The sequence below is a fragment of the Pseudomonas danubii genome, from assembly GCF_042980055.1.
Lineage (GTDB): Bacteria > Pseudomonadota > Gammaproteobacteria > Pseudomonadales > Pseudomonadaceae > Aquipseudomonas > Aquipseudomonas danubii.
Genome location: NZ_CP116502.1, coordinates 5,699,442 through 5,725,463 on the forward strand (window position 1 = coordinate 5,699,442; position 26,022 = coordinate 5,725,463).

A 26,022-nucleotide genomic window follows, 5' to 3' on the forward strand; every position below is an offset into this window, starting at 1 on the left:
AGCGGATCAACCTGAACCTCAGCGCGGCTGGTGCACCTTGACCGCTTCCAGCCACTGCGCCTCCAGGCGCTCCTGCTGTGGGTCGATGCCCTGCTCGGCCAGCAACGCCAGGTGGCGCTCCACTTCACCCAGCATCTGTCCGTGGGCACTGGAGTTGGCGTCCAGCTGATGCATCTGGGTCAACCCCAGGTGATAGAAACGCAGCAGCTTGAGGGCCGCCGGATCGCCCGCCGCCACCCCGGCGGTGACATGATGCATGACATTGGTCACCCGCATCAGGCTGCGCTTGAGGCGCCAGCCATAGACCGCCGAGGCCATCCACGGCTGGGTCCAGAACACCGTGCGCAACAGCACGGCGCTGATCACCAGCCCGGTGAACACGCCGCCGGCATTCCACACCAGGTTATCGCCGCCGGGCTGGCCGAACACCGCCACCGCAGCGCTGGAAAACAGCATGGCCAGGGCGATGAACACCAGGGCGATGATCAGGGTGCTGCGGCGGGTTTGCCGACGGTAGAGTTCGGGGTCCTGCGGGGTGATGACGAACATGGGTGCGATGGGCTCCGGAAGCAGTAGGGAAATGAGCAGGCGGGCATTATCACCGCTGGGACCGGGAGCGGTGGCTTAAATCGTCGGCGAAGGGCAGAAATACTGCATAACCCTGATCCAGGTCGCGGTATTGCGCCCTTCCCCGCCTCAACGCCGACGCGCACGCAATGCACGCCCCAGGCGGCGCCAGCCCAGCACCACACCGCTGACGCTGATCAGCAAGCCTCCGGCGCTGAACAGGATCATCCACAGGTCCCACAAGGGGCGGTTGGCCAGCAGCGGCAGCCAGTCCCAGCTGTGCAGCAGGCCGAACAGCCAGCGCGAGGCGCGGCGCGGCTGGTCCAGTTGCCCGACGATGGCGCCGGTGTGCAGGTCCAGGTGCAGCCAGGTCTGGGCCGGGTCGTCAAAGCGCACCCGCAACACCGGCAGGCGCTGCTGCAAGTGGCCCATCATGCTGTGGGGCTCGCGGGCGTAGTAATAGAAATCGTAGGCAGCCAATTGCTGGACAACCATCGGCCGCTCGGGACGAATGGCCCAGGCCGCTTGGCGCAAGGTGTCGGGGTTGAACTGGCGCAGCACCTGCTGATCGTCCATGGCCAGAATCCGCGTGCGTCCGGCACCGTCGTAGCCGATCACATAACCCTTGCCGCCGATCATCCGCCACTCCAGTTCCCGGGCCTGCAGGCCGTCATCGGCAAAGCGTTGCAGGGCCTGGGCCGCGCTCAGTGGAAAGGCCGCAGCGTGCAGCGGTGCGCCTTGATAGGCCGCCACCGACAGGGGCTGGGAGCTGCTGAAGATTTTCCACGGGTTCATCGACATCAGGCCGCTGAAGATCCAGGTGATCAGCAGCACGCCGAACAGCATGCCGCCCACATGATGCCAGCGGGCAAAGCCCTGGTACGGCGAGTGCGAACCGTTGCGATAGGTGCGTTTGAAGCGCCAGCGCAGCACGCCCACCGCCAGGCCGAGCACGGCCATCAGGGTCGCGGCCAGGGACAGGTAAGTGACGATCGGCCCCCAGGCGCCATCGATGCCGATGCCCCGCAGCGGGTACAGCCAGTGCAGCCAGGCACCGATCCAGTTCCAGCCACGCTCGGTGGCAGTGGCATCGCGCACCACCTCGCCCGTAGTGCCGGAGACATACAGCAGACGTCGTTCGGCATCGGCGGTGGCCACCCGCAGCAAGGGTCGGTCGGCGTCCAGGGCTCGGGACTGACTCCACATGTCGCCATTCACTGTCCCGCGATCACGCACCGCCACACCGGGGGCAAACTGCCGGGCCGCGGCCAGGGCCTCGACCCGGTCAGTGGGCAGCGCCCGCAGGCCGCTATCGGCCTCGATCGCCACCTTGCGCGGTCCTGGGTATTCGAGGATATAGCGCGGGGCGCCGGCCACCGTGGTCAAGCGAATGCTTGACGGCGCCAGCTCGGGATCAGCAGCGTGCAGCACCTGTTTCAGCTCAATGGGTGCATCGTCCAGTTGCAGCACAGGCAAGCGTGACCAGTGTTCGGCGGGGGTCAGTTTGGGGTAGCCGACATACAGCATCACCACCCCGGAGATAAACCACAGGGCCATGAACAGGCAGGCAACAATGCCCAACCAGCGGTGCCAGAGGTACAGATAACGCTTCATCACAGGCTGCTCGCAAATGCGCGGGGCGCCATCGGACGCCCCGCGGTCTCAGGTTAAAAGCGCGTTTGCAGCGCCAGCTCGAAGGTCCGCGGCGCCCCCAGGTAGAGCTGGGTGGGTGCGGTAGTACGGGCGTAAACCTGATCGGTCAGGTTGCGCACCCGGCCGGTGATCCGCGTATCGGCATTCAACTGGTAGCCGACGAACGCGCCGAAGATCGTGTAGGCCGGCGCATAGCGGGTGTTGGCCGCATTGGCGTACATCGACGACACGTAGCGTGCATCGCCACCGACCTGCCAAGACGGCGCAATGTCATAGCTCAGCCACAGGTTGCCTACCTTGTCCGGGGTGTTGGTGGGGCTGTTGCCCTTGCGCGACACCGGCCGGCCGCCGACGTTTTCATAGAACTCGTCGTACTGGGCGTCGACATAAGCGAAGTTGCCTTCGGCCAACAGCTTGGGCGTGACCTGCAACGAGCCCGCCAGCTCCACGCCCCGGGACGATTGCTGGCCCACCGGCTGGCTGCTGCCGGGGTTGCTCGGATCGGCGGTGGACAGGTTCTTGCGTTCGATGCGGTAGGCGGCCAGGGTCGCCGAACCACGGCCGTCGAGGAAATCGAACTTGCTGCCGATCTCCCACTGGTTGCCGGTGCTGAGGTCAAAGTCGCGCACCTGACCGTAGCTGGCGGTGGTCAGGATGCCTGCCGGTGGATCGGCAGCGGTGCTGTATTGCACATAGACGTTGGCCGCCGGGGTCAACTCATAGACCAGCCCCAGGCGCCCGGTGGTGGGCCGATATTTACGCTGGAAGAACGCCGGATTGGCCTCGGTGACGGCGCGGTAATTGGTCACTTGCAGGTCGATCTGATCGTGGCGCAGGCCGCTGAGCAGGGACAGGCGATCGGTCAGTTGCAGGCGGTTTTCCAGGAACAGGGCCCAGGTGTCCACCTGGTTGCGGCGGTTCTTCTCGAAGCCGCGCTGCATGCCTGGCAAGTCCCAGAAGCTGCCCGGAGCAAAAGCGTCCGGATCGACCCCAGGCAGCGAGCCCGACACCGAGCGCGGGTAGTTGCTCATCACGTTGTGGCTGTAATCGATACCCGCCGACCACTGGCTGTCGAGGCCGAACAGACTGTTGTGGTGCAGCAGTTCGAAACGGTTGCCGTTGAGTTCCTGGGCGTGGCGCTGGAGCAGAATGCCAGAGCGCACCACCTGGCTGTTGTCACTGTTGTAGGCGAAGTTTTCCAGGTTGCGGTATTCGCGATCGGCGTTGTAGTGGTACAGGGTGTTGCGCACGGAAGTGCGGTCATTGACCTGATAGTCGATGATCGAACGCAGCCATTGCACCCGCTGTTCATAGCGACCGTCGCTGACGTTGTAGTTCTCGAAGCGCCGACTCTTGTCCACCTCCATCTTGCCCCCCAGCGGGTTCAGCGCCGGCGTGCCCCAGTAAGGGCTGTCGACGCTTTCGTTCTGGTACTCGTAGGCCAGGGTGTGGGACAGCTGGTCGTTGAAATCCGTCAGCAGGGAAAACGCCGTGGTCCAGGCATCGCGCTGTTCGCGGTCGACATAACCGTTGCTGGTGGTGTGGCTGACATCGAAACGCGCGTAGTGGCGCGGCCCGGCGCCGTCGTTCAGCGCATGGTTGAAACCCAAGGAAGTTTCGCGGCTGTCGAAGGAGCCATAGCTGACCCGCCCTTCATTGAATGACTCGGTGCGCGAAGGCAGCTTGGTGATGTAGTTGATGGAACCGCCCACCGCGCCAGTGCCGTAGAGAAAGCTCGACGGCCCGCCGACCGCCTCGACCCGGTCGTAGATCCAGCTGTCCACTGGACGGGCGGCAATGGAGTCGTATTGCACGCTGATGCCGTTGAACAGCTGGGTGATCTGCGGCCCGGAGAAGCCGCGATAGGAAACGAACCCGGGAATGCCCGGGGATGCCGCGGCGTTCATCCCCGGCACGCTGGCCAGTATGTCCTGGGTGTTGGCGGCGCCGCGCTGCTCGATCTGCTGGCGGTTGACCACATTGACCGTGGCCGGGGTTTCCCGCGGGGTCAGGCCCAGGCGCGAGCCGGTGGTGGTCTGGGTATCCAGTTGCAGACCAGTGGGTTGCACTTCATCGGCGCTGATGCGCGTCTGCGGCAATTGCAGCGTGCCCTCGGCCAGGGCATTGAACGACAGGGCACAGCACAGCGCCGCACAACTGGGGGAGCGATACAGGAACTTCATGGACTCGGACTCGAAAAAAATCATCGAACACACCCGGCCGCCGTCGCCATCGCGACCGCAGACTTAAGTACCGGGAGATGAAAAAGACGCGACGCCAGGGCAATCGCGAAGCAGCGCTAGGCGCTCAGAGGGGGAGCCCGAGGATTGAGTGACGGCCAGGAGTAACGCGGCGGCGCCTTGCTGCCCCGCTCGACCTTGACCCGCGCCGAGTGCCGTACCAGCAGCAGCCAGGCCAGACAGAACAGCAGCCCCAGGCCCAGGCTCACCGCCGAGCACAGGGGGCAGACAAAAGCCCCCATGGTGCTGGGGCCAGTCTTGTCGCTGGAGCTGTCATCCAGAGTCGATGCAGATTCGCCCATGGCGTGACAGAACTGCCCACCCACGCCGGTGATTTCCAGTGCAGCCATCTGTCCATGACCCAGACCGCAGACGAACACGTTGAACAGCACGCAGAAATACAGCGTCCAGGCAATGTGAGGGCGATGTGCGGAAGAATGGGTCATGGCGGCAAGGTTAACAGTGAAAAACGCACTGGAAAATCACCCATGCATGGCGAGCGAAACTCATGGGCCCGCCTGCGGTGAGGTTGTGGCGAGCTTTATAGCCGACTCGCGAAGCGCGAAGGATCGGACCAGAACTAAAGTCGCCAGGTGAGCCCGCGCCTGGGCGGAACTATGCCGCCTATGCCCATGATGGCTTTTAGCCTTGATGCGCAAGAAGTTGCGCACTCAAATGTGAGTAAGCCTGTGGGCACATCGCTGTAAGCATGACGGTCAGGGCTCTACAGAGGAGTGCGCAAGAAGTTGCGCAGTACTGCGCAACTTCTTGCGCACTTTCTATAGGAATTCAGGCTGGAAACAGCCTGTTGAACCTTGGATTTCTATCAAGTGATTGATTGGCAAGGGGTATTGGCAAGTTGGCATGACTCTTGAGATGTCCCTGGAGCCCGGCCGGCCATTCAGGCCTCCGGGTTTTCCGTATATCCAAGCAAGGAGAGCAACAATGGCAACCCCAGCGTACATGTCCGTCACCGGTACCAAACAAGGTCTGATCACCGCCGGTGCCTTCACCGCTGACTCCGTTGGCAACACCTACCAGGAAGGTCACGAAGATCAGGTCATGGTCCAGGGCTTCAGCCATGAAGTGATCATCCCCCGCGATCCGCAGTCCGGTCAGCCCACCGGCCAGCGGGTACACAAACCGGTGAAGATCACCAAGGTTTTCGACAAGGCTTCACCGCTGCTGCTCGCGGCCCTGACCTCCGGTGAGCGTCTGAGCAAGATCGAAATCCAGTGGTTCCGCACCTCCGCCGCCGGCACCCAAGAGCATTACTTCACCACCACCCTGGAAGACGCGATCATCGTCGACATCAAGGACTACATGCACAACTGCCAGGACCCGTCGAACGCGCATTTCACCCACCTGGAGGACGTCGAGTTCACCTACCGCAAGATCACCTGGACCCATGAAGTGTCGGGCACTTCCGGCTCCGATGACTGGCGTACCCCGGTCGCCGGCTAAATCCAGCGGCATGTTCCAACCCATCGGTCAGCCGGGCTGATCGATGGGGTTCGCGCTCCCAGGCACGCCTGAGGAGGCACACCGGTCATCCGTTGGATGGGATGAGGCTCGGGAAAACCGAGCACCGACTGCACACTCCCTGATCGCTCGTGTTGTCAGGGGGGATGAGCACTTCACGAAGTGGAGGTGTGTGTCATGCGTCAAAGGGATTTGCAGTTCACGTTTTCCGTGCTGACCGCGCAGGTGGCGTTCGAGGTTGTCGAGTTCACTCTGGAAGAGGCCTTGTCCGAGCCTTTTCGCTTGACGCTCGAGCTAGCCAGCGACAACGGTGCCATCGATTTTGGCCAGATCCTCGACCAGCCGGCCTTGCTGACGATCTGGCAAGGCGGCCTGCAGGTGCGGCATGTCCATGGCTTGGTCAGCAGCTTCACCCAGGGTAAAACCGGGTTTCGCCGCACCCGTTACCGCCTGCTGGTGGAGCCGCAACTGGCACGCCTCGCCCTGAGTTCCGACTGGCGTATTTTTCAGCAGAAAACGGTGCCCGAGATCCTCAAGTCGGTGCTCGACGAGCACGGCGTCCTTGATTACCAGCCCTATATCCACACCCCGCATGCGCCGCGTGAATACTGCGTCCAGGCCGGTGATACCGACCTCTATCTGTTCGACCGCCTGTCCACCGAGGAAGGCCTGTTCTATTTCTTCAAACACGATGCCAACGCCCACACCCTGGTCCAGGGTGACAAGTTGTACGTCCAGGAGCGCATCCAGGACGGGCCGGTGCTGTACACCACCCAACCGGCCGGGGATGCCCCGCAACCAGTGCTGTACGCCTTCAGCTACACGGAAAACGTGCGTACCGCCGAGCAGACGCAGCGTGACTACAGCTTTAAGCGCCCGGCCTTCGACCAGCAGCAGCGACAGCTCGGCGATGACCTTGAGCATCAGGCCCAGCGTTATGAGCACTACGATTATCCGGGCCGCTACAAGAGCAGCGCCGTCGGCCAACCCTTCACCCAAAACCGCCTGTTGGGCCATCGTCGCGATGCCCGGGTGGCGACGGTGGAAGGGGATGATCCGCGGCTGATTCCGGGGTTTTCCTTCCAACTGACCGGGCACCCCCGGGGTGACTTCAACCGCTGGTGGCGCTCGGTGCGCATCATCCACAAAGGGATACAGCACGCCAGCCAGCAAGAGGAGGCTGCCGGTGCCGAGATGGGCGTGAGTTACGACTTCAGCGCCCAGATCATTGCCGAGGACTGCGAATGGCGCCCTAGGCCACTGCCCAAGCCGGTCATTGACGGCCCGCAGATAGCCACGGTAGTGGGCCCGGAAGGCGAGGAAATCCACACCGATGAATATGGCCGGGTGAAAATTCAGTTCCCCTGGGACCGCGAGGGCAAGCACAACGGCTTCAGTTCCTGCTGGGTGCGGGTCTCACAGAACTGGGCGGGGGCGCAGTGGGGCCATATGGCAATCCCACGCATTGGCCAGGAAGTCATAGTCGATTACCTGGATGGCGACTGTGACCAGCCAATCATCACCGGACGCACCTACCGGGCCAGCCATATGCCGCCCTACCGCCTGCCGGATCACAAGACGCTCAACACCCTCAAGAGCAAGGAACACAAGGGCAGCCGGGCCAACGAACTGCGCATCGATGACACCACCCAGCAGATCAGTGCAGCCTTGATGAGCGACCACGGCAGTAGCGCCTTGCACCTGGGGTACCTGACCCATCCCCGGCCTGAAGGGGGCGCACCCCGTGGCGAAGGCTTTGAACTGCGCACCGACGAGCGCGGCGCCTTGCGCGCGGCCAGGGGGCTGCTGCTCAGCACCGAAGCGCAACTGCAGGCCAAGGCCGGGCAACTGCAGCGTGGCGTGGCCATCCAGGTGCTGGAAGCCGCACTGCAACTGGCCAAGGGGCTGGGCGACTATGCCGAAGACCATCAAGGCGTCGGGCACGACACCGAGCCACAGAAAACCCTCAGCGAAGCGGTGCGCGACCTGGGGCATGGCGCCAACGACGAGTCACAGCAGAGCAACGGCGGCCACCCGGCCATTGCCCTGAGTGGCCAGGCGGGCATCGCCGCGGTGTCTCCCCAGAGCGTCACCCTGGCGGCGGGCGAGCATATCGACAGCGTCGCCCAGCAGAATCAGCAGCTCACCTCGGGACAGAAATTCGTGGTCAATGCCGGTAGCGATCTGGGCCTGTTCGCCCAGAGCGGCGAGATGCGCCACATCACCCACCAGGGGCCGATGTTGCTGCAGGCGCAACAGAACAGCATTCGCCTGGAGGCGGATCAGAGTGTGGAGGTCAGCGCGGGCCAGCAGCACGTGCTGGTGTCTGCCAAGGAGCACATCACCCTGATGTGCGGCGGGGCCTACCTGACGCTCAAGGGCGGCAATATCGAGTTGGGTATGCCGGGGAATTTCACGGTCAAGGCAGCCAAGCACTCCTCTATCGGTCCCGCACATGCCTCGACCACGTTCAACTCATGGGAGTCGACCCCGTTCAATGACGCCTATGTGCTGCGTGATGAAATCACCCTTGAGCCTCTGGCAAACACCACCGTAGAACTGCGGCGCGGCGACGGTGGGGTCACCACCCTCACGACCGATGGACAAGGCCGTCTGCCCAGGCAGCAGGACCTGGCCATGGATCAAGTCCAGATGCGCATTCTGGCCAAGGGAAATAGCTCCAACGACGACAGGGAGTCCACTGCATGAGCAGCCAAGCAGCCGATAACACTGAGGACGTCATCATTCCTCGCTCGCGCGACAATCTGGGGCGACCGGTCTACAAGACCCAACTGACCCGCACCGAGGACCAGCGTGAAAAGGTCCTGCTGGCGAGGCAGGCCGCGCCGATTCCGGTGATCTTCATTCCAGGCATCATGGGCAGCAACCTGCGTAACAAGGAGGACCAGAGCAAGGTCTGGAGTCCGCCGAATGCCAGCTTTTGGCCCACTGATATCTTCCCCGCTCTCGCAGCCTTGGCTGTCTGGTGGGGCCGCGGCCCCAAGGATCGACAGATACTGCTAATGCCGGAAAACGTCGAGGTGGATGATCGAGGCTCGATTGATACGTGCTCATCCGGCCTGAGCAAAGAGGCGGCGCGCATTCGTGGCTGGGGGACGGTGATGCGCAGCGCCTACAACCCGTTCATGGCCCTGATGGAGGGCCGCTTGGACAGCATCGTCAGCCGACAACAAATCCAGCCATGGTGGAACACTGAAAGCCTGCATGAACCCGCAGCCTATGGCGAAGAACTGGGGCAAGCGACGCCCCTCAGCGAAGACGAACTGAAACAAGCGGGCAAGTATCAATTCGACGTCTGGTGCGCCGGTTACAACTGGCTGCAATCCAACCGGCAGTCCGCCCTGGATGTGCGTGACTACATCGAGAACACCGTCCTCGCCCACTACCGCGAACACGCAAGCGTCAGCCCTGAGCAGGCGGATCAGATGAAGGTCATCCTGGTCACCCACTCAATGGGTGGGCTGGTTGCACGCTCCCTGACCCAATTGCACGGTTACAAACGAGTGCTTGGCGTGGTCCATGGCGTGCAACCGTCAATCGGTTCATCGGCCATCTACCACCACATGCGCTGCGGCTATGAAGGTATTGCCAGCATCATCCTTGGCTACAACGCAGGCGAAGTGACCGCAGTGGTGGCCAATGCCCCAGGGGCGCTGGAACTGACACCTAGCAACGAGTATCGGGAAGGTCGCCCCTGGTTGTTCCTGTGCGATGCCCAGGGGCAGGTCATCAAGGATATGGACGGTAAACCCCGCGCCTATCCGCAGAACCAGGACCCCTACGAGGAAATCTATAAGAGCACCGCCTGGTATGGGTTGGTGCCGGAGCAGAACACTCAGTATTTGGATATGTCAGATAGTGCCAACACGAACAACCTAAACGGTCCACGAGCTATTTTCAGAAAGCGAATTGATGCCGTAGCGAAGTTCCACCGTGAGTTAGCCGCATCGAGCTACCACCCGGAAACCTATGCCCACTATGCAGCAGACGATGACCGCCACAGCTGGCGAGACATGATTTGGCAAGGCGATCCTGCTCCTCTGGAAACACCCGGTTCCGCGCTCAAGGATAACGAGACCGGCAGCTACAGCAGTTGGTTTCGCCGTGGCCTGCCCGTCATCGTACCTACGCTTGAAAACTGGACGGTCAAGGAGGAGGACCAGTCTGGCAGTGGTGGCGATGGCACCGTGCCAACCGACTCAGGTCAAGCCCACAAGAAAGCGGGGGTCAAGGCCAGTTTCCGCCAGGGCGGCAAGGGCGCGGGGCAGTACAACACCGACAAGGGTTACGAACACCAAGAAAGCTACAACGACAGGCGAGCCCAATGGGCCGCGCTTTATGGCGTGATCAAGATCGCTCAGTTGGCTGACTGGCACCCTGACGACCAGGGGGGCTTATGACGCTCACTCGTCGCTTACTTACTGTTCTTGGCCTGGTCGCTTTAACCAGTGTGGCCAGTTGTACTTCGTTTTCATCTTCTCGGAGTCCCACCATGGACAAAACCGGATGGATTACTCATTGCTATGGACGCTTTCTAATTGATTTACCACCCCAGGCAAAGGTCAAAGCAGGGTATGGCCTATGGGGCAGCAGCATCAAAGCACTCGACGACACTGCAGCAACCTTGGCTACCAGAATTGATCAACGGGAGAAGGAGCTAAAAGGGCAACAGCATGATACGAAGGGCAGCATGTTTCTTCGTCGGCTAGATCTTGGTGGAGGCTCAACTGGATTGTTGTCCTGGGCTTCCGACGCCAGCATAGAGACTTATTACTTGAGTACCTACGTTCTTTCTAAACCGACATGGCAACCATATTCTTGGAGAGTTGAAATGTCTCCAGACAGAGAACATCGCGGCATTGAAATCGCTACCTCTCTGGCTCGTAACCTACGCTCTCGCGCCCCCTACGAAATCCCCACCGAACCAGGATTCTGTATCGACCGGGCTTATATCGCGGGTGATAGCTTTCAAAGTGAAAACTTCGGGATTGGCGTGACATTTCCGGAACACCCTAGAACCTTTTTGGCATTCAGATCCAGCACCGGAGCCGAACGTGATCGGTTACTGGATCGAGTAAGTGGCTTTCTGATGGGCGCGGCAAAGATGGTTGCAGGCATCGAGACCCTGCGCAAAAGAGAGCGCGGCGGTGCCATTCCCGCCGATGAGTACCTGCTGGCAGGCAGCGCAAAGGGCCAGCGCACCTACACCTTCCTCTGGGAAGCTCAGGGCAAGGACGAGTCGATCAACGAGCCCCATCTCAAGGTAGAACTGAGCGTGGAGGAAGCTGATGTCGATGACGATGGCAAGCCACCGGCTCCCGCTTTCAAGTCCGATAAAGCCGCACTGGAACTGTGGGATGCCATCATCGATTCGATTCGCCTACGACCGGTATCGGCGTCTGGGCGCAACGACAATGCTGGCCCACCCTCCCCGCCTACAGGCCCGCAACGGATGGCCAACAGCTCAGCGGTAGATGATGACTACGCCCTGGGAGAGTTCCTCGCTGAGCTGAAGCCCAAAGATAACTGGATGGATGATTTGTGAGTTTCCTAAGGAAGCGCGCGCTACCACAGCACACTCGCCAATGGGCCGCACTATCCGACGTGATCAAGATCACTCAACTGGCTGACTGCCAGCTGGATGCCAAGGAGGGTTTATGAAGCGCGCTCGTTGCCTAATAACGATCCTTGGTCTAATCGCTATGACTAGCGTTATCAGTTGCACATCGATTTTTTCCTCTCGGAGCCCGGCCATGGACAAGAGTGGATGGATTACTCATTGCTACGGACGCTTTCTAATTGATTTACCGCCCCAGGCAGAGATCAATGCTGGCTACTACCTGTGGGGCGACAATATCAAAGCGCTCGACGATACCCCTGCCGCCCTAGCAATCAGAATCGATAAGCGTGAACAGACACTAAAAAGTGAACGCCACAGAAAGATACAAGAGAGCATGTTTTTAAGGCGGACTGAACATCAAAACGGTTCAATTAGCCTGTGGTCATGGGGCTCAACGGCTAGCAACTTGTCATATAAAGTTGACTCATACTTGGTGGCTCCACCGAGAGGCTCTGTTTATTACTATTCTGGGAAAGTTACATATGACAGAGAGAAAAGAGGATTAGAAATAGTTAATGATTTAGCCCGCAACCTACGCTCTCGTGCCCCCAACGAAATCCCCACCGAACCAGGATTCTGTATCGACCGTGCCTACATCGCGGGTGACAGCTTTCAAAGTGAAGGCTTCGGAATTGGCGTGACCTTCCCGGAACACCCGAGAACCTTTTTGGCATTCAGATCCAGCACTGGAGCCGAACGTGATCGGTTACTGGATCGAGTGAGTGGCTTTTTGATGGGCGCGCTGAAGATGGTTGCGGGCATCGAAACCCTGCGCAAAAGAGAGCGTGACGGTGCCATTCCCGCCGATGAGTACCTGCTGGCGGGCAGCGCAAAGGGGCAACGCACCTACACCTTCCTCTGGGAAGCACAGGGCAAGGACGAGTCGGTCTACGAGCCCCACCTCAAGGCGGAACTGAGCGTGGAGGAAGCTGACGTCGATGACGATGGCACCCCACCAGATCCGGCTTTCAAGTCCGATAAAGCAGCACTTGCGCTGTGGGATGCCATCATCGATTCAATTCGCCTGCGTCCGGTATCGACGCCTTAAAGCGATGGCAATGACCGAATGCTCAAGGCTGCAATACTGCAGAAGCAGCCTTGAGCAAAGACCCTGAAAGGGCTGGCCGTAGCGGCGAAATCCTAAGCCGGCGTTACCGCAGCAACGGGCATGTCTCCCCATCCTTGTCGCCACTTCGCCGACGGCCAGCATACTTTGATTTGAAGAAGACCGGGGACTCAGGCTTTACGAGCGCGGCTCGTCCGAGCATGAGCAGACACCTCGCGGGCTAGCGTCCAGCAACGCCTCCACCACCGCCCGGGCCATCTCCACGGAATGCACCATGGACCAGATCAGCCCGCGCTCGATGCCGCTGCCCTGCTGGGTGATTTCATCGCAGACCTCCTCGGCGCATTTGAGCAACAACGACACATGCACCAATGCCTCTTCAGCACTGACGCCTGGGCGCACGCTGAACAGCGAGTCGGCAGAAACAGGTTTGGCTTGGGTGTTGCGCTGGAACAGCGCGGGGTCCTGCGGTTGTCGAGCCAGAGCCACGCGCAAGGTGGCGTTGGCGGCCTTGAGTTCGGGATCGCGGTAGGACGTGGGGGGATCGGGGACGAGCTTTTTCATGGTCTAACTCCTTGCAGATAAAAGGAGCCAACACCGTTCGCTTGCACACGAATAAGGTGGCAGCCGTACGCAGGTGTGCAAGACCGAGTCTGCAAGGACACCCGGCAGATCCGAAGATCTCCCACGCACGGCCGCCATAACGCAGCGGACATGAAAACGACCAATCAGTGCTGATCGTTTGTGCGCCTTTGCAGAGTTCGGACTTGCACATCCGAGCCATCGATTTGGCGATGGCTCCAGCACCCTAGCCCGCCCACCAGGCGCATTCAAGCGGCCGGCAGTTTCTCGGATTTGCCTTACAAAAGAAAGCGAATGGGCGTAGTTCCAAGCACCTTTCAGCACTCTCTGAAACAGCCAAAGATTTGTGGCGATAGCGTTTTCCCCCGGCGGGTTAGCTTGTCAGCAACCAGCCCGCTCACCGTCCCGCCGCCTTGTTTTCGTATCGGCGATGTACCTGATGCACCGCGCCAACTGGCCGGGCGATGCTCGCCCGTTCGCAGCCTTCGGCAGCTCCTACAAGGGAAGGTGCTCCCCCCCATTCCCGCTCCAGGCCGGCCGCAAGGCCGCCGTCTGGCTCTTGATCTTGATCTTGATCTGAACGCCCCGTTAACCACGATGGCCGAACGCAGGCATTGAGCCGTGGGTAACCCGGCAGGGATGCCGGGTTAGCCGCCACCCGGCCAAGGATGGCCGGTGGCGGCGGCCCACGGATCAATGCCGGAGTTCGGGCATGCCGAGCCTAGGCGAGGCACCGAGTGGAGGGGCAGAGCGTTTTGCTTACTTTTGCGCTTTTCAAAAGTGAGTCGCTGTAAGAGCGAAACCATAAGTGGTCGTTACCGCAGCAACGGATATGTACACCGCCCACCGCTGTAAGAGCAAAACCGCCAGCAACCACACCCGCAGCAACGGATATGCCCACCAACAAGACCGCCCCCTCATGCTCCACGACCACCACGCCCCCAAACAGGAACACCCCCCCTCACCAAAACAAGCCCCCCACCCAACAGAAATGCCGATCGCCCGCCTATGTGCCCCAACGCACAGACACCCTCCCCCACGCCCGCCACCGTCAAGGTTGCAGCTTTTTGCCTGAAACGTTCGTCGCGACGGTGCATCGATTTGACCGCACACCCCGCTCCCGGCCCTCCCTCGCACCCCGTGCCGAGGGACGGCTCTGTTATGCCAAGGAAAACATGGACAGTCATTGGACCCACACATTCCTGAGGTTCTGCCGTCTGCCCGCCGCCAGATACGGCCAATGGAAGGCCTCGCGCAACAGCGTCGAATACGAAGCGCCGCTGCGCTCGGAATTGTTCAGCAGTGAACAGATGGCCAGCCACGGCACCCTGCTGGCGCACCAGCACCGCCTGAGCCAAAGCCGCAACCCCGACTGGCTGCTGGCACGCCTGTCGGACAACGCCAGCGCCCTGGCCAGTTGCTGCAAAAGCCTGACCGCCGCCACCGGCAGCTCGCCCCGGGCCACCCCCGCCGCCGAATGGCTGCTGGACAACTACTACCTGCTGGAAGAACAGATCCGCATCACCCGCACTCACCTGCCCCGGGGCTACAGTCGGCAATTGCCGCGCCTGGCCAACGGCCAGTCGGCGGGCCTGCCACGGGTCTACGACATCGCCCTGGAAACCATTTCCCACGGCGACGGCCGGGTCGACAGCGAAAGCCTGGGGCGTTTCGTCGACAGCTACCAGAGCGTCACCCCGCTCAAGCTCGGCGAGCTGTGGGCGATTCCGATCATGCTGCGCCTGGCCTTGATCGAGAACCTGCGGCGCGTGGCCTTCCGGGTCATGGCCAACTGGAGCGAGCGCAATCTGGCCAACGACTGGGCCGACCGCCTGATGGAAACCGCCGAGCAGGACGCCAAGAGCGTGGTGCTGGCGGTGGCCGACATGGCCCGCTCGGCACCGCCCATGAGTGCCGCCTTCGTCGCTGAACTGGCGCGGCGCCTGCAGGGCCAGAACGCCGCCCTGGTGCTGCCCCTGGCCTGGATCGAGCAACTGCTGGGGGAAACCGGGCTGAACATCGAGCGCCTGGTGCAACTCGACGCCCAACAGCAAGCCGCCGATCAGGTGTCCATCAGCAACAGCATTTCCAGCCTGCGCCTGCTCTCGGCCAGCAACTGGCGCGAGTTCGTCGAACTGATGAGCCGGGTCGAACAGGTGCTCCAGGACGACCCGGCCAAGGTCTACCGGCGCATGGATTTCGCCACCCGCGACCATTACCGGCATGTGCTCGAACGCCTGACCCGCCACTGCCCCCTGAGTGAAGACCAGGTGGCCCGCCAGTGCATCGAACTGGCCCGGGCCCACTACCGCGCCGAGGCCCCGGAAGCCGTGGCCGGCCACGTCGGGCATTACCTGATCGGCGCCGGACGCCGCACCCTGGAACAACAGATCGGCGCTCGGGTGCCCTTGGCCGAACGCGGCCGGCGCCTGCTGACCCAGGCGCCCCTGGGCTTTTTCCTGGGGCCGGTGATGCTGCTCTCGGCGCTGTTCGCCTGGCCGTTTCTCGATGCCCTGTATCAGGAAGCCAGCCCCGGCCATTACTGGCTGGCACTGTGGGCGGTGCCGGCGTTGCTGCTGGCCAGCCGCCTGGCCATCGGCCTGATCAACGGCCTGGTGACCCTGACCGTGGCCCCGGGCATTCTGCCGCGCCTGGACTACAGCGAAGGCATTGCGCCCCGGGCCCGGACCCTGGTGGCGGTGCCCTGCCTGTTCGGCAACGCGGTGGATGTCGAAGAGCTGGTGGAAGGCCTGGAAGTGCGCTTTCTGGCCAACCGCGATGCCCAGCTGTACTTCGCCCTGCTCAGCGACTTTCTCGACGCCCCCAGCGAAACCCAGGACGGCGACACCGCCCTGCTGGCGCTGGCCCGACAAGGCATTGAGGCGCTGAACCTGAAGTACCCCGAAGAGGCGGTGGACCGCTTCTACCTGCTGCACCGGCCACGACTGTGGAACGCCGCCGAACATTGCTGGATGGGCCACGAGCGCAAGCGCGGCAAGCTCGAAGACCTCAATGCCCTGCTGCGCGGCCGGGGCCAGGAGCGCTTCTCGCTGATCGTCGGCGATATCCAGGCCCTGCCCGAGATCACCTACGTCATCACCCTGGACAGCGACACCCAACTGCCCCGGGACGTGGCCCAGCAATGCGTGGGCGCCATGGACCATCCGCTGAACCGCCCACAGACCGACCCGCTCAGCGGGCGCATCGTCAGCGGCTACGGAATTCTCCAGCCGCGGGTCGGCATCAGCCTGTCGAGCACCGCGCGCAGCGCCTATTCCCGGCTGTTCGCCAGCGATGCCGGGATCGATCCCTATACCCGCGCGGTGTCGGACGTCTACCAGGACCTGTTCCAGGAAGGCTCCTTCGTCGGCAAGGGCATCTATGCCCTGGACACCTTCGAGCAGACCCTGGGCGGGCGCTTTGCCGACAACCGGATTCTCAGCCACGACCTGATCGAGGGCTGCTACGCCCGTTCCGGGCTGCTCAGTGATGTGCAGCTGTTCGAGGAATACCCAGCGCGCTACAGCGCCGACGTCAAGCGCCGCCAGCGCTGGATTCGCGGCGACTGGCAACTGCTGCCCTGGCTCCTGCCCTGGTCGCCCAAGGCCGCCGGCGGCCTGGAAAGCAATCGCCTGAGCCCGCTGGCACGCTGGAAAATCCTCGACAACCTGCGTCGCAGCCTCGAACCCCTGGCCTTGCTGAGCATGCTGCTGTGGGGCTGGCTGGGCTCCACCCAGCCCCTGGCCTGGACCCTGGCGGTGCTGATTGTGCTGCTGGTGCTGCCCCTGTCCGCCGCCTTGCGCGAGCTGGTGCACAACACCCCGGAAGTGCCGTTGCTGCAACAACTGAACGCCGCCCTGGGCAGCGCCGGCCAGCACCTGTCCCGGGCCCTGTTGCCCCTGGCCTGGCTGCCCTATGAGGTCGCCTACAGCCTGGACGCCATGGCCCGCGCGTTGTGGCGCATGGGCATCAGCAAAGCTCATCGCCTGCAGTGGCAACCGTCCCGGGAAGCCGAGCGCGGTCCGGATGACAACCTCCTGCAGCTGTACCGGCGGATGTGGATCGGCCCGTTGCTGGCCCTGCTGCTGACAGGGCTGCTGTGGCCGCGGCCGCAACTGCTGATGGCCGCGCCCTTGCTCCTGGCCTGGCTGGCCGGCCCGGCCCTGGCCTGGTGGCTCAGCCGCCCGGCAAGCCAGGTGGCGTTCGAGCCTTCCAGCGGCCAACGGCGTTTCCTGCAGAGCCTGGCCCGCCGCACCTGGGGCTTTTTCGACCAGTACGTCGGCCCCGATGACAACTGGCTGGCTCCGGACAATCTGCAGGAACAGCCCCAGCAGCGCATCGCCCATCGCACCTCGCCGACCAACCTCGGGTTGGCCCTGCTGGCCCATCTGGCGGCCCACGACTTCGGCTACCTGAGCAGCCGCCGGCTGATGCAACGCCTGGAGCAGATGCTGGCCAGCATGGGCCGGCTGGAACGCTATCGCGGGCACTTCTACAACTGGTACGACACCCAGAGCCTGCAACCCTTGCCGCCGCGCTATGTGTCCACCGTGGACAGCGGCAACCTGGTGGGCATGCTGCTGACCCTGCGCCCCGGCCTGCAGGCCCTGGTGGACAGTCCTCCGGCGCTGCTGCAGATCGCCAACGGCCTGCTGGACAGCCTCGATGTGTTCCAGGACGCCCTCACGGCGGCCGGCCAGGACACCGCCCCAGTGCTGCGCTGGCGCCTGGAAACCCGCGCCGTGCATGAGCACCTGAGCCTGCATGCCGATGTGGCTCCGGATGCCTTGCTGGGGCTGCTGCAACGGATTGCCGACAGCGTCGAGCAGGCGCAGACCGGCACAACGGACGATGTGGACTTCTGGCGCCAGGCACTGGCCGCGCAATGCCGTGACCTGCATGACGAACTGCAATGGCGCTGCCTGCCGCCCATGGCCGATGGCCGCCGCTTCGGCACCCTGAGCTGGCGCCAGTTGGCCCAGCTGGACGCCGGGTATTGGTTGCCGATGCACCACGAGCGGATCGCCGCCGTGCAGGAGCTGGCCCTGGAGCGCATCAGTTGCCTCAGTCGATTGCTGGAAGCGGTAGCCAGCATGGCGCAGATGGACTTCGGCTTTCTCTACGACACCCGTCGTCACTTGCTGGTGATCGGCTACAACGCCGATGAACACCGCCTGGATGCCGGTTACTACGACCTCTTGGCCTCGGAAGTGCGCCTGACCCACTTTGTCGCCATCGCCCAGGGACAGTTGCCCCAGGAAAGCTGGTTCGCCCTGGGCCGCCTGCTCACCAGCAGCGCCGGCACCCCGGTGCTGCTGTCCTGGACCGGTTCGATGTTCGAATACCTGATGCCGATGCTGGTAATGCCCAGCTACCAGGGCACCCTGCTGGACCAGACCTGCCGCGCCGCGGTGGCCCTGCAGATCGAGCACGGCCAGCAACTGGGCCTGCCTTGGGGCGTGTCCGAGTCGGGCTACAACACCCTCGACAGTCAGTTCAACTACCAGTACCGGGCGTTCGGCGTACCGGGCCTGGGGCTCAAGCGTGGCCTCGGCGCGGAACGGGTGGTGGCGCCCTACGCCAGTGTCCTGGCGCTGATGGTGGCGCCCCAGGCCGCCTGCCAGAATCTGCAGCGCCTGGCACAGCTGGGGCTGGGTGGACGCTTCGGCCTCTATGAAGCCGTGGACTACACCGAGTCGCGCCTGCCCCGGGGCCAGGACCATGCCGTGGTGCGGTCGTTCATGGCTCACCACCAGGGCATGAGCCTGCTGGCCCTGGCCTGGTTGCTGCTGGATCAACCCATGCAACGGCGCTTCGAATCCGATCCGCAGTTCCAGGCCATCGCCCTGCTGCTGCAGGAACGGGTGCCGAAAACCGCCGCCCAGTACCTGCACGCAGTCGGTGCTCCGGAGGCCGACGAAGCGGCCCGGGCCCATGAAAACAAACTGCGGGTATTCGCCGACCCGGACCGCAAGCGCCCGGCGGTGCAACTGCTGTCCAACGGTCACTACCACCTGATGCTCAGCAGTGCCGGTGGCGGCTACAGCCGCTGCAACGAACTGGCAGTGACCCGCTGGCACGAAGACCCGACCCGCGATCACTGGGGGCAGTTCTGCTACCTGCGGGACGTGGCCAGCGGCGACTTCTGGTCCGCGGCCTACCAGCCAACCCGCCACCGCCCAGAGCATTTCGAGGCGATCTTCACCGATGCCCGGGCCGAATTCCGCGTGCGTGAACGGGACTTCGACAGCCACCTGGAAATCGTCGTGTCCCCCGAGGACCCCATCGAACTGCGCCGCCTGCACCTGTGCAACCGGGCCCGGGGGCGCCGCAGCATCGAGCTCACCAGCTACGCCGAGGTGGTCCTGGCCCCGGCCCAGAGCGATGCGGCCCACCCGGCCTTCAGCAACCTGTTCATCGAAACCGAACTGCTGCCCAGCCTGCAGGCCATCGTCTGCAGCCGCCGGCCACGGGCCCAGGAGCAGCCAGTGCCGTGGCTGTGCCACCTGCTGGCGGCCCACGGCGTGGACATCGATGCCATCTCCTATGAAACCGACCGCGCACGCTTTATCGGCCGCGGCCGGGATCTGGCCGCGCCCCTGGCCCTGGACCCGCAGGTCGAACGGCTCTCGGGGAGCGATGGACCGGTGCTCGACCCGATCGTGGCGATCCGCTGCCGGATCACCCTCGACCCCGGCCAGAGCGCCACCATTGACCTGGTGACCGGGGTCGCCGAGAGCCGCGAACACTGCCTGCAACTGATCCACAAATACCGTGACCGGCACCTGGCGGACCGGGTCTTCGACCTGGCCTGGACCCACAGCCAGGTGCTGTTGCGCCAGCTCAACGCCTCACTGGCCGAAGCCCGGCTGTTCCAACAGATGGCCGCCTCGCTGCTCTACGCCAACGCCAGCCTGCGGGCCGACAGCAGCCTGCTGCTGGCCAACCGCCGCAGCCAGTCCGGGCTCTGGGGCCAGGGCATTTCCGGGGACCTGCCGATCGTCCTTTTGCAAGTGGGCGATCTGGCCAACATCACCCTGGTGCAGCAACTGATCAAGGCCCACGCCTACTGGCGGCAGAAAGGCCTGGCGGTGGACCTGGTGATCTGGAACGAGGATCAGGTCGGCTACCGCCAGCAGCTCCAGGACCTGATCATGGGCCTGGTGACCTCCGGCAGCGAAGCCAGCCTGATCGACCGTCCCGGGGGCATCTTCGTGCGTCCGGCCCAGCAACTGTCGGGCGAAGACCGCGTGCTGATGCTGGCGGTGGCGCGCCTGGTGATCAGCGACAGCCGCGGCAGCCTCGCCGAGCAGGTCCACCGGCGCCGCGCCGATCCGTCGCTGCCGCGCCTGGAAGCGCCCCTGGTGCGCCTGCCACAAACGGCCAGCAGTGCCCCGCCAGCCCCGTTGCCGGAACTGATCCTGGAAACGCCCTACGGCGGCTTCAGCAGCGACGGCCGCGAATACCTGATTACCCTCAACCCCGGGCAACCGACCCCGGCGCCCTGGGCCAACGTGCTCGCCAACCCGCTGTTCGGCACGGTGATCTCGGAAAGCGGCGGCGCCTACAGCTGGCGCGAAAACGCCCACGAGTACCGCCTCAGCCCCTGGCACGACGACCCGGTCAGCGACCCCAGCGGCGAGGCCCTGTACCTGCGTGACGAAGACAGCGGCCAGGTCTGGTCGCCCACTCCCCAGCCCTGCCCCGGCAACGGCAGCTATCGCACCCGCCATGGCTTCGGCTACAGCGTGTTCGAGCATGAGGAGAACGGCATCCACAGCGAGCTGACGATCTATGTGGCGCTGCAGGCGCCGATCAAGTTCTCGCGGTTGAAGATCCGCAACCGCAGCGGCCGGCCACGGCGCCTCACAGTGACCTGCTACGTGGAATGGGTGCTGGGGGAATTGCGCGGCCGCTCGGCCATGCATGTGGTCACTGAAAGCGATCCGGTCAGTGGCGCACTGTTCGCCCGCAACCCCTACAACATGGAGTTTTCCGGGCATGTGGCGTTTCTCGACACCGACTCGGCGGTGCGCAGTTTCACCGGCGACCGCAGTGAGTTCATTGGCCGCAACGGCAGTCTCGCGGCGCCGGCCGCGTTGACTCGGGGGCGTCTGTCCGGGCGTTCCGGCGCCGGTTTCGATCCGTGCGCGGCGATGCAGGTGGCGCTGGAGCTGGCGGACGGCCAGAGCCAGGAAGTGCTGTTCCGCCTGGGGGCCGAGGTGGATGCCAAGGCCGCAACCCGGCGGGTCCTGCAGTACCGCGGTACGCAGATGGCGCAGAGCGAACTGGCCGCCGTGCACCAGCACTGGCAGGACAGCCTGGGCACACTGCAAGTGCATACCCCGGACCCGGCCGTCGATGTCATGGCCAACGGCTGGCTGATGTACCAGACCATCGCCTGCCGCTTCTGGGCTCGCAGCGGTTTCTACCAGTCCGGTGGCGCCATCGGTTTTCGCGACCAGTTGCAGGACAGCATGGCAATGATCCACGCCGAGCCGACCCTGGCCCGCGAGCACCTGCTGCTCTGCGCCGCCCACCAGTACCCCGAGGGCGACGTCCAGCACTGGTGGCACCCGCCACAGAATCGCGGGGTGCGCACCGGCTGCTCCGATGACTTCCTCTGGCTGCCCCTGGCCACCAGCCGCTACGTGCAGATCACCGGCGACCGCAGTGTGCTGGAGGTTGAAGTGGGTTACCTGGAAGGTCGCCAGCTCAACCCCGGGGAAGAGTCCTACTACGACCTGCCCCAGGCCAGCGGACTGCGGGAAAGCCTCTATCGCCACTGCCAACGGGCCATCGAGCACGGCAGCCGGCGCGGCGTCCACGGTTTGCCGCTGATGGGCACCGGGGACTGGAATGACGGCATGAACCGGGTCGGCGAGCGGGGCCTGGGGGAAAGCGTGTGGCTGGGGTTCTTCAGCCACGAGGTGCTGCAGCGGTTCGCCGTCACCGCCGAACAGCACGACGACCCGGCCTTCGCCCGGACCTGTCGCGAGCAGGCCCTGGCCTTGCGCGCCGCCCTCGACAGCCAGGCCTGGGACGGACAGTGGTATCGCCGGGCCTGGTTCGACGACGGCCAGATCCTGGGCTCCGCCGACAACCAGGAATGCCGCATCGACTCCATCGCCCAGAGCTGGTCGGTGCTCTCCGCTGCCGCCAGTGACGTCCGCCAGCATCAGGCCATGGAGTCCCTGGACCGGCATCTGGTGCGCCGCGACAGCGGCGTGGTGCTGCTGCTGGACCCGCCGTTCGCCCACAGCCCCCTGGACCCGGGCTACATCAAGGGCTATGTGCCCGGGGTGCGGGAGAACGGCGGCCAATACACCCACGCGGCGATCTGGGCCAGCATGGCCTTCGCCCGCCTGGGGGACAGCGCCCGGGCCTGGGAGCTGCTGCACATGATCAACCCGGTGAGCCGACGCAGCGCCGAGCAGGTGGCTACCTACCGGGTCGAACCCTATGTGATGGCCGCCGACGTCTATGGCGTGGCGCCCCACACCGGACGCGGCGGCTGGAGCTGGTACACCGGCTCGGCGGGCTGGATGTACCGGCTGATCGTCGAGTCGTTGCTGGGGCTGCGCCGCGAAGGCGAGCAGCTGTACATCGAACCGGTGATCCCGGCCCACTGGCCGGGCTACAGCCTGGACTACCGGTTTGGCGCGACGGTCTACCACATCGAGGTGCAGCAGACTCCAGGCGCCAACCTCAGCCTGAGCCTGGACGGCCGCCCCCTGCCGGGGCTGGCCATCCCGCTGCTGGACGACGGCACCACGCGCCGGGTGTTGCTCACCTGGCCCGTCAGTGTCCCACCGCCGCAGACCGGGCATTCCCCGACAGCGGCCATCACCGAGTCGGCGCCATGACAGACACCGGGCAACGCCCTGGACTACCCTGAGTGAGCGCTGACGCCTTGCCATCCGGTGGTTCTGAGATGTTCGACAACCTTGGGCTCGGGCCCAATCACTTGCTCAACGCACTGCCGGCCGAGGTGCAGGAGCGCCTGCTGCCCCACCTCAAGCCGGTGCCCCTGGCCCTGGGTCAGGTGCTCTACGAGTCCGGGGATATCCCGCGCCACGTGTATTTCCCCACAGACGCGGTGGTGTCGCTGCTGTACCTGATGGAGAACGGCGCCTCGGCGGAAATCGCCGTGGTGGGCAACGAAGGGCTGGTGGGCGTGTCCCTGGTCATGGGCGGCGAGAGCACCACCAGCCGGGCCATCGTGCAAAGCGCCGGGCATGCCTTGCGCCTGCCCGGGCAGCGTCTCAAGGACGAATTCAACCGCCACGGCGAGATGCTCCTGCTGATGCTGCGCTACACCCAGTCGCTGATCACCCAGATGGCCCAGACTGCGGTGTGCAACCGCCACCATTCCATCGACCAGCAACTGTGCCGCTGGCTGTTGCTGTCCCTGGACCGCCTGCCGGGCAACCAACTGGTGATGACCCAGGAGTTGATCGCCAACATGCTCGGGGTGCGCCGTGAAGGGGTCACCGAGGCCGCCGGCAAATTGCAGCGCCAGGGCATCATCGAGTACAGCCGGGGGCGCATCAACGTCCTCGACCGGCCTCGCCTGGAACAGCTCAGTTGCGAGTGCTACGCGGTGGTGCGCAAGGAGACCGCGCGGCTGCTGCCGTACCTGCCGGGCAGCCAGCGCGACGAGCCGGGCTGAGGCTCGTCGCTGACGGGGTCAGAGCGGGGATTTCAGTTCGGGCTCAGCGCCTTCACCGCCAGGATGCTGCCCGGCATCGAGTACAGGGCCCGTTCGGTGGTACTGCCGATCAAGCGGCCGAAGCCGGTGCGGTGCACGGTGCCCATGACCACCACGTCCACCAGGTACTCGTCGACGAACTGGGCGATGCCCGGCACCGGCGGCCCCATGATGAAGTGACGGAATTCCTGGGGCACGTTGTGTTCATCGCCCAGGCGCTCGAACTCCTTGTGCAGGGAGTCGCGCAACTCGTCCAGGCAGTTGACGCTCCAGGCGGTGGACGCCACCGGCGCGACACCATCGAGCATCGGCATCAGGTCGTAGGCATACAGCAGGTGCAACTGCGCATCGCATTGCAGGGCCAGGGCGTTGGCGGTCTGGATGATCAGGCCGTTGAGGCCGCTGATCTGGGTGTCGGACTGGGCCGGGTCGACGGCGGCGACGATGCGCCGGGGCAGTTTGTGCGGAGCGTCGTTGACCAGATGCACCGGCACCGGGGCTTCACGCAGCAGGTGGCAATCCAGGGGGGTGACGAAAACCCGCTTGAGGGCCGATTCCAGGGTCACGTCCTTGATCAGCAGGTCAGGCTGGAATTCGTTGATGTAGGCCAGCATGTCCTTGAGCACCTGGGTGCTCCAGATCACCTGGGTGGTGACTTCCACGCCCTGCTCGCGCATCCATTCGGCTTCCACCTGCAGCCAGCGCTCATGGCGTTGCAGGTAGGCCTGGCGTTCACTCTCCTCCAGGTGCTCTTCCCACAGGTAGGTACGCGCCGGTGGTTCGACGAACACCAGGGCATGCAAGGCCGCTCCGCTGGCCTTGGCCAGGGCGGCAGCGCGGCGCGCCGCGGGAGACTGATGCTGTTGGGGATCGGCAATCAGCAACAGACGCTGGTACTGGCTCATGGTTGACCTCCTTGGACGTTGATGGGCCTGAGTGTCGAGGCAGACGGCCCCGGGCGCCTTGATATGCATCAAGGCCACCCGGTGCTCGGATCATGGTGTGATGGCGATCTTCATTACGCCGTCGCGCTGGCTGGCGAACAGTTCGTAGGCGGCTTCGATGTCATCCAGCTTGAAGCGGTGGGTAACCAGGGGCTTGAGGTCCACCTGGCCACTGGCGACCACCTCCATCAAGCGGCGCATGCGCTCCTTGCCGCCGGGGCACAGGGTACTGAGGATGCTCAGGTCGCCGAGGCCGGCGGCGTAGGCGTCCAGCGGGATGCGCAGGTCGGAGGAATAGACCCCCAGGCTCGATAGCTTGCCGCCCGGGCGCAGCACCCGCAGCGCCGATTCGAAAGTGCCCTGGGTGCCCAGGGCCTCGATGGACACATCGACCCCGCGGCCGTCGGTGAGGTCCATGATCTGCTTCACCACATCGCCCTGCTTGAAGTCCACCACATGGGTCGCTCCCAACCCGCGCGCCACGCTCATGCGCGCGGCCACGGTGTCGACGCCGATGATGGTGGTGGCGCCCTTGAGCCGGGCTCCGGCCACCGCGCACAGGCCGATGGGCCCCAGGGCAAACACCGCGACGCTGTCGCCGATGTTGACTTCGGCGCGCTCGGCGCCGGAGAAGCCGGTGGACATGATGTCCGGGCACATCAGTACTTCTTCGTCACTCAGACCGTCGGGAATCGGGCACAGGTTGGCCAGGGCGTCCGGCACCCGCACGTACTCGGCCTGACAGCCGTCGATGGTGTTGCCGAACTTCCAGCCGCCCGTGGCGCGAAAGCCATGGCGGGTGTCGGGCCCATCCTGGGAGCCGCAGCCACAGAGGCAGGCGTAGCTCTGGCCGCTGGGGGTGATGGCCCCGGCGATCACCCGCTGGCCCTCATGAAAACCGCGGACCTGGGAGCCGAGGCGCTCGATCACGCCCACCGGTTCGTGGCCGATGGTCAGGCCCTTGGCCACCGGGTATTCGCCGCGCAGGATGTGCACGTCGGTGCCGCAGATCGTCGTGGTGGTGATGCGCACCAGGGCGTCCAGCGGACCGATTTCGGGGATGTCCTTGTCTTCCAGGACGATGCGGTTCTTTTCCACGAATACCGCAGCTTTCATCTTGGCCATGTTGCCGATCT

14 protein-coding genes are annotated in these 26,022 nt (G+C 63.9%); 7 read left to right on the forward strand and 7 right to left on the reverse strand.

The window, feature by feature from the left end:
• Positions 1 to 18: 18 nt before the first annotated feature.
• The 4 genes from PFZ56_RS25640 to PFZ56_RS25655 form a co-directional block, all read right to left on the reverse strand.
• On the reverse strand, positions 19 to 549 hold the full coding sequence (locus PFZ56_RS25640; RefSeq protein WP_102881875.1) for a DUF3087 domain-containing protein: 531 nt from the start codon (positions 547 to 549) through the stop codon (positions 19 to 21).
• Between the two features lie 147 nt (positions 550 to 696).
• Positions 697 to 2,181 (reverse strand): PepSY-associated TM helix domain-containing protein, encoded by a 1,485-nt coding sequence (locus tag PFZ56_RS25645; RefSeq protein WP_102881876.1) that lies wholly within the window; start codon positions 2,179 to 2,181, stop codon positions 697 to 699.
• A 53-nt stretch (positions 2,182 to 2,234) separates the two neighbouring features.
• Complete coding sequence (locus tag PFZ56_RS25650) at positions 2,235 to 4,403, reverse strand: TonB-dependent siderophore receptor (protein ID WP_170005084.1); 2,169 nt, start codon at positions 4,401 to 4,403, stop codon at positions 2,235 to 2,237.
• A 116-nt stretch (positions 4,404 to 4,519) separates the two neighbouring features.
• Positions 4,520 to 4,906 carry a DUF2946 domain-containing protein gene (locus PFZ56_RS25655; protein ID WP_110596184.1) on the reverse strand — a complete coding sequence of 129 codons (387 nt, stop codon included), beginning with the start codon at positions 4,904 to 4,906 and terminating at the stop codon, positions 4,520 to 4,522.
• A gap of 499 nt (positions 4,907 to 5,405) precedes the next feature.
• Here PFZ56_RS25655 and PFZ56_RS25660 point away from each other — a divergent pair, with 499 nt between their 5' ends.
• The 5 genes from PFZ56_RS25660 to PFZ56_RS25680 all read left to right on the forward strand — a co-directional run bounded on the left by PFZ56_RS25660 (position 5,406) and on the right by PFZ56_RS25680 (position 12,631).
• Positions 5,406 to 5,924, forward strand: a complete 519-nt coding sequence (locus PFZ56_RS25660) for an Hcp family type VI secretion system effector (protein ID WP_025129830.1) — start codon at positions 5,406 to 5,408, stop codon at positions 5,922 to 5,924.
• 195 nt (positions 5,925 to 6,119) lie between these two features.
• Positions 6,120 to 8,651, forward strand: a complete 2,532-nt coding sequence (locus tag PFZ56_RS25665) for a type VI secretion system Vgr family protein (RefSeq protein ID WP_394304508.1) — start codon at positions 6,120 to 6,122, stop codon at positions 8,649 to 8,651.
• Complete coding sequence (locus PFZ56_RS25670) at positions 8,648 to 10,363, forward strand: triacylglycerol lipase (RefSeq protein ID WP_170004039.1); 1,716 nt, start codon at positions 8,648 to 8,650, stop codon at positions 10,361 to 10,363. Before PFZ56_RS25665 ends, PFZ56_RS25670 begins: the two co-directional genes overlap by 4 nt.
• Positions 10,360 to 11,508 (forward strand): T6SS immunity protein Tli4 family protein, encoded by a 1,149-nt coding sequence (locus PFZ56_RS25675; RefSeq protein ID WP_170004041.1) that lies wholly within the window; start codon positions 10,360 to 10,362, stop codon positions 11,506 to 11,508. The genes PFZ56_RS25670 and PFZ56_RS25675 overlap by 4 nt, the downstream gene beginning before the upstream one ends.
• Before the next feature lie 208 nt (positions 11,509 to 11,716).
• On the forward strand, positions 11,717 to 12,631 hold the full coding sequence (locus PFZ56_RS25680; RefSeq protein ID WP_170004043.1) for a T6SS immunity protein Tli4 family protein: 915 nt from the start codon (positions 11,717 to 11,719) through the stop codon (positions 12,629 to 12,631).
• A gap of 195 nt (positions 12,632 to 12,826) precedes the next feature.
• On the opposite strand, the gene PFZ56_RS25685 is transcribed toward PFZ56_RS25680, so the two are convergent.
• On the reverse strand, positions 12,827 to 13,213 hold the full coding sequence (locus PFZ56_RS25685; RefSeq protein ID WP_102880165.1) for a DUF6124 family protein: 387 nt from the start codon (positions 13,211 to 13,213) through the stop codon (positions 12,827 to 12,829).
• A 1,193-nt stretch (positions 13,214 to 14,406) separates the two neighbouring features.
• On the opposite strand from PFZ56_RS25685, the gene PFZ56_RS25690 reads away from it, so the two are divergent.
• Positions 14,407 to 23,097, forward strand: coding sequence for a glycoside hydrolase family 94 protein (locus PFZ56_RS25690; RefSeq protein WP_170004346.1), 8,691 nt, complete (start codon positions 14,407 to 14,409; stop codon positions 23,095 to 23,097).
• Between the two features lie 68 nt (positions 23,098 to 23,165).
• On the forward strand, positions 23,166 to 23,903 hold the full coding sequence (locus PFZ56_RS25695; RefSeq protein ID WP_170004344.1) for a Crp/Fnr family transcriptional regulator: 738 nt from the start codon (positions 23,166 to 23,168) through the stop codon (positions 23,901 to 23,903).
• Positions 23,904 to 23,935: 32 nt separating this feature from the next.
• On the opposite strand, the gene PFZ56_RS25700 is transcribed toward PFZ56_RS25695, so the two are convergent.
• Positions 23,936 to 24,847, reverse strand: a complete 912-nt coding sequence (locus PFZ56_RS25700; protein ID WP_102880161.1) for a universal stress protein — start codon at positions 24,845 to 24,847, stop codon at positions 23,936 to 23,938.
• 90 nt (positions 24,848 to 24,937) lie between these two features.
• The gene (locus PFZ56_RS25705) at positions 24,938 to 26,011 is read right to left on the reverse strand and encodes an NAD(P)-dependent alcohol dehydrogenase (RefSeq protein ID WP_053152835.1); all 1,074 of its coding nucleotides are present in this window, start codon (positions 26,009 to 26,011) and stop codon (positions 24,938 to 24,940) included.
• Positions 26,012 to 26,022: the final 11 nt, after the last annotated feature.